This is a genomic window from Hafnia sp. HMSC23F03 (genome assembly GCF_001816025.1).
Lineage (GTDB): Bacteria > Pseudomonadota > Gammaproteobacteria > Enterobacterales > Enterobacteriaceae > Hafnia > Hafnia paralvei.
The window spans coordinates 1-3,228 of sequence record NZ_KV824207.1; the positions used below are offsets into that span (position 1 = coordinate 1).

5 protein-coding genes and 1 pseudogene are annotated in these 3,228 nt (G+C 46.3%); 1 reads left to right on the top strand and 5 read right to left on the bottom strand.

Annotated features, from left to right (window positions below):
- Positions 1-718: Rpn family recombination-promoting nuclease/putative transposase (locus tag HMPREF3091_RS04910; protein WP_070714536.1), on the bottom strand; the 718-nt coding region annotated here is incomplete at its 3' end.
- Between the two features lie 115 nt (positions 719-833).
- On the opposite strand from HMPREF3091_RS04910, the gene HMPREF3091_RS04915 reads away from it, so the two are divergent.
- Positions 834-1,442, top strand: coding sequence for a DUF2913 family protein (locus HMPREF3091_RS04915; protein WP_046449690.1), 609 nt, complete (start codon positions 834-836; stop codon positions 1,440-1,442).
- 48 nt (positions 1,443-1,490) lie between these two features.
- On the opposite strand, the gene HMPREF3091_RS04920 is transcribed toward HMPREF3091_RS04915, so the two are convergent.
- From HMPREF3091_RS04920 to HMPREF3091_RS22635, 4 genes and pseudogenes are all read right to left on the bottom strand, one after another.
- Entirely contained in the window at positions 1,491-1,757 is a 267-nt protein-coding gene (locus HMPREF3091_RS04920; RefSeq protein WP_052959251.1) for a PerC family transcriptional regulator, read from the bottom strand.
- Positions 1,758-1,768: 11 nt separating this feature from the next.
- Positions 1,769-1,960, bottom strand: a complete 192-nt coding sequence (locus HMPREF3091_RS04925; protein WP_070714538.1) for a hypothetical protein — start codon at positions 1,958-1,960, stop codon at positions 1,769-1,771.
- Positions 1,961-2,075: 115 nt separating this feature from the next.
- Positions 2,076-2,651 (bottom strand): DUF2913 family protein, encoded by a 576-nt coding sequence (locus HMPREF3091_RS04930; RefSeq protein WP_070714541.1) that lies wholly within the window; start codon positions 2,649-2,651, stop codon positions 2,076-2,078.
- Between the two features lie 143 nt (positions 2,652-2,794).
- A pseudogene (locus HMPREF3091_RS22635) lies at positions 2,795-3,228 on the bottom strand (hypothetical protein); the annotation flags it as partial.

Sequence of the window (3,228 nt, forward strand, 5' to 3'; positions counted from 1 at the left end):
GTTGCGGCACACGCTGTGCCAGTTCGCGAACAAAAGCTTCAGAGTCTGCAGACTCGCCTGCTTGTACTAGGTAGTGTATCAGCGCTATCACCTGCGGTGAAGAGAGATAATCGGCCATCAATAACGTTACCAGTCGGTCCGTCAGGGTGGCGATATCGCGTTGATGAATGTGTTTTTGCAGCAGGGTGAGTGCTGCCATGCTGCGGTGGCCCATGATTTCATCATCAGGGATCACGGTGACATCAACCAGCGGATAGGCTCCGCCGTAGACATTCGCAGCAAGCTCTGGGTCATCAAACTCATCCAGCCAGCGTGTCGTATAGGGATACGGGCTACGCTTGCCGACATAAAATAATATTGGTATCACCAGTGGCAGTTTCTTATGGCCCGCGTCGAGATGGCGTTGCATAGCTGCGATGGCATAGCGGGTCATACGAAAGGCCATGTGAATATCGGGTGAGCTCTGATGCTCGATTAAAACATGCACATAGCCCGTACCTTCAACCGTCTCCACGCTGTAAAGCACATCACTAAAATACTGGCGAAGGTCATCCTCAACAAAGGAGCCTGACTCAAGCTTTAGCGTACTGAGGTCGCATATTGCGCGCAGCTCTGCGGGAAGATGGATCTCCATAAAATCCCGAGCGATTTCCGGCTGTGTGAGGAACTGGCGGAAGGTCGCATCATGAGGCGTAGGCGTGCTGTTTTTCTTCTTCATCGATACAGACTCTCAATATTGATATGTCTATGATATCACACTTAGAAAATGCGGGGTTTTGGGCCTGATATGCTGCGTGTGATATTCTCCAGCTTATTGTATATGGAGATACGTTTTGACCGTTTTATATCAAAAAAATCCCTCCCCAGAGTTAGCCCATATGTGTTGGTGCCTGTTAGTTGCTGTCAAAATGGCGCGCCGTGCCGGTAAGATAGCGTCAGATTTGCAGGAGCATCTCTTTATCATGCAGTGGCTGGCCAATGCGCAGAAACGTCATCTGTTTCCCAAGATAGTAGCCAACGACATTGTCTGGTTTATCGCCCAAGGGAAGAAATATGGTTATGGGGCTAAGTTGTACAACAAGGTTGAATATATCTACCGTTCTCGATCAGGTGCTCTAACGGAAAAAAGCGCGTTATTCCGGTTTACCTATCTTGTTGAAACACTAAAAACGATGGGATGGTTGGATTACTTATTGTCGCCACAGGAATGGAAGAATTACCGAAAAGCCTCTTCAGCGGCCAGTGCGATCTACACGCCAAAAGCTTTGTTGCATGCTTCGTTTGATGGGGCGGGGGAGCTTGTTAAACCGTTGCCTCTGCGTTTTACCGGTGATATCTCAGGCTTGCCACGCCTGATTGATGAGTGTGGGTTTGCGGTACGTTTTTTGCCGGAAGAAAAAGGATTTACCGTGTTAGAGTTTATGCCACGGACAGACTGTTAATTCACTTGTCACTGCTCGATATTCATATCATGCGGTAGGAATACAGCATTACAGGCTATCTTTCCTATTTGCCTCTCTTTGCGCGAGACGCGTCAACTCCTCGGCGGCCATCAAACATTTTTCGCGGCGCATGGCCGCATACTCACGTTCATGGTCTTCATTGACACAATCAAACAAATCCAACCACTGTCTGGCTGCTCGACGCCACGCACCTTTAGCCTCAAGGGAAAGTGCAAGTTGGTGATGTTTCTCTGCAGTGGTTGAGAAGCAAAATAGCGTTGCATCCGTAGGCTTTGTCGGGTGACGTTTAGGCATCGATTTTCCTTTTAGCGCTGTAATATTTTACCAGCATGAATGACTTCGTTACGAGGGCCTGTAATGAGGGCGGTACGTTTGATTAAACCTGATTTTACGATATCAATGTCCGCCAGTAGTTTCTGTGCGTCGATACCGAATTCAACATCGCCGGTTTCAAACAGAGAATACATACGGCATGCGTTATCAGATGCGGATAGCATAGCGTTATACGCTGTGATTTGACTATTAAGATATTGAGAGTAAATGAAAATATTTGTGGAGAGTATTTATAATTGGAAGGAAGTTATGCGCCAAGATGGCGCATAACTTAAAGGGCTAGGGGGTGAGCAGTAGTTCGTTATGAGAGGCTTTGACTAATACGGTAGAGCTCAGAAGACTCGCTAGAATATTGGTGGCGTACTCCAGATCACCTTCAACACGAATAGGTAAAGGCTTTAGTTGTTTTCCTTCATCATTATAAGCTGCTTCCAGTGCGGGTAATTCCATATAGATTGCCGGCTCAGAAGGGGCAACCCATCCTTTTTTCCAGTCACCTGCAGAGAGAGTATGGCTTTGCCATCCCTTGTTTTTGAGCTGCTCGATGGCATAGGTTAGCCGAAACAAATCGCTTTGCGTGTTAATGTCCTCGTTGCATGATTTGTACATGTAAATGATTTTTCGTTTCAGGTTGGCCATGATCCCCGCTTGCTTCCCAATGCGCAGTAAATAGTCAATTTCACTCGCGATATCTTTTGAAAATAGCTTCTTTCTTTGAGCGATACTCAACCAATTCATCAAAAAGAGATGTTCCTGAATAGGGGATGCCACTTTCTTGTCGTGACGAGCAATTCCAAGAGCAATTTGTGCGCACCATGCTAGGTGTCCAAGTAATTCGGTAGTGTCTGTTGTCATTTTTGATTCCAGATGTGTATTCATTTTGTATTTGAAGGGGGCAATATTTAAGCGGTGAGGGGACTTATAAAACGAGGCTGTCTGTTATTACTCCTTTTTTAGAGTAGTATCATGTTAATTAATAAGTTTTTGCGTTGGTGATGCTATCTATCCGTACTCGTAACCATAAAGTCACCGGGTTCAAATGCTCTGCAGTCTTGCCAGATGATTTGACACAATGGACAGGTCACTTTGCCATTGGTTGTCATCTGTGCTTCTTCTACCATTTCGGCCAGCATTTCAGAGCAGCACAGCGATTCAAAACCGTGAGCGCCTGTTGCTATATGCGTGTGTGTTTCATCACGAACGCGATCTTGCCAGCGATAGACGGTTCTTTGTGTCACAACGTTGGGGAGTGGATACCGTAGAGTGTGATGGCCGGTTGGTGACAGAGATGAGTCCGGCAGTATGAAATGCCCTTTTCCAGATTTTGTATCGTAATAGAATTCTGTTAATCCTCTACATATCGTATCGGCGTTAATGGCTTGCTCCAGCTTCCAACTCTGGAGTTGAGGCTGTGTGATAAAGCAAACGAATT

Excerpts from the sequence above, each read along its gene's own strand:
- HMPREF3091_RS04925 (WP_070714538.1), bottom strand. The coding sequence starts at position 1,960 with ATGCTATCCGCATCTGATAACGCATGCCGTATGTATTCTCTGTTTGAA.
- HMPREF3091_RS04930 (WP_070714541.1), bottom strand. The coding sequence starts at position 2,651 with ATGACAACAGACACTACCGAATTACTTGGACACCTAGCATGGTGCGCA.
- HMPREF3091_RS04920 (WP_052959251.1), bottom strand. The coding sequence starts at position 1,757 with ATGCCTAAACGTCACCCGACAAAGCCTACGGATGCAACGCTATTTTGC.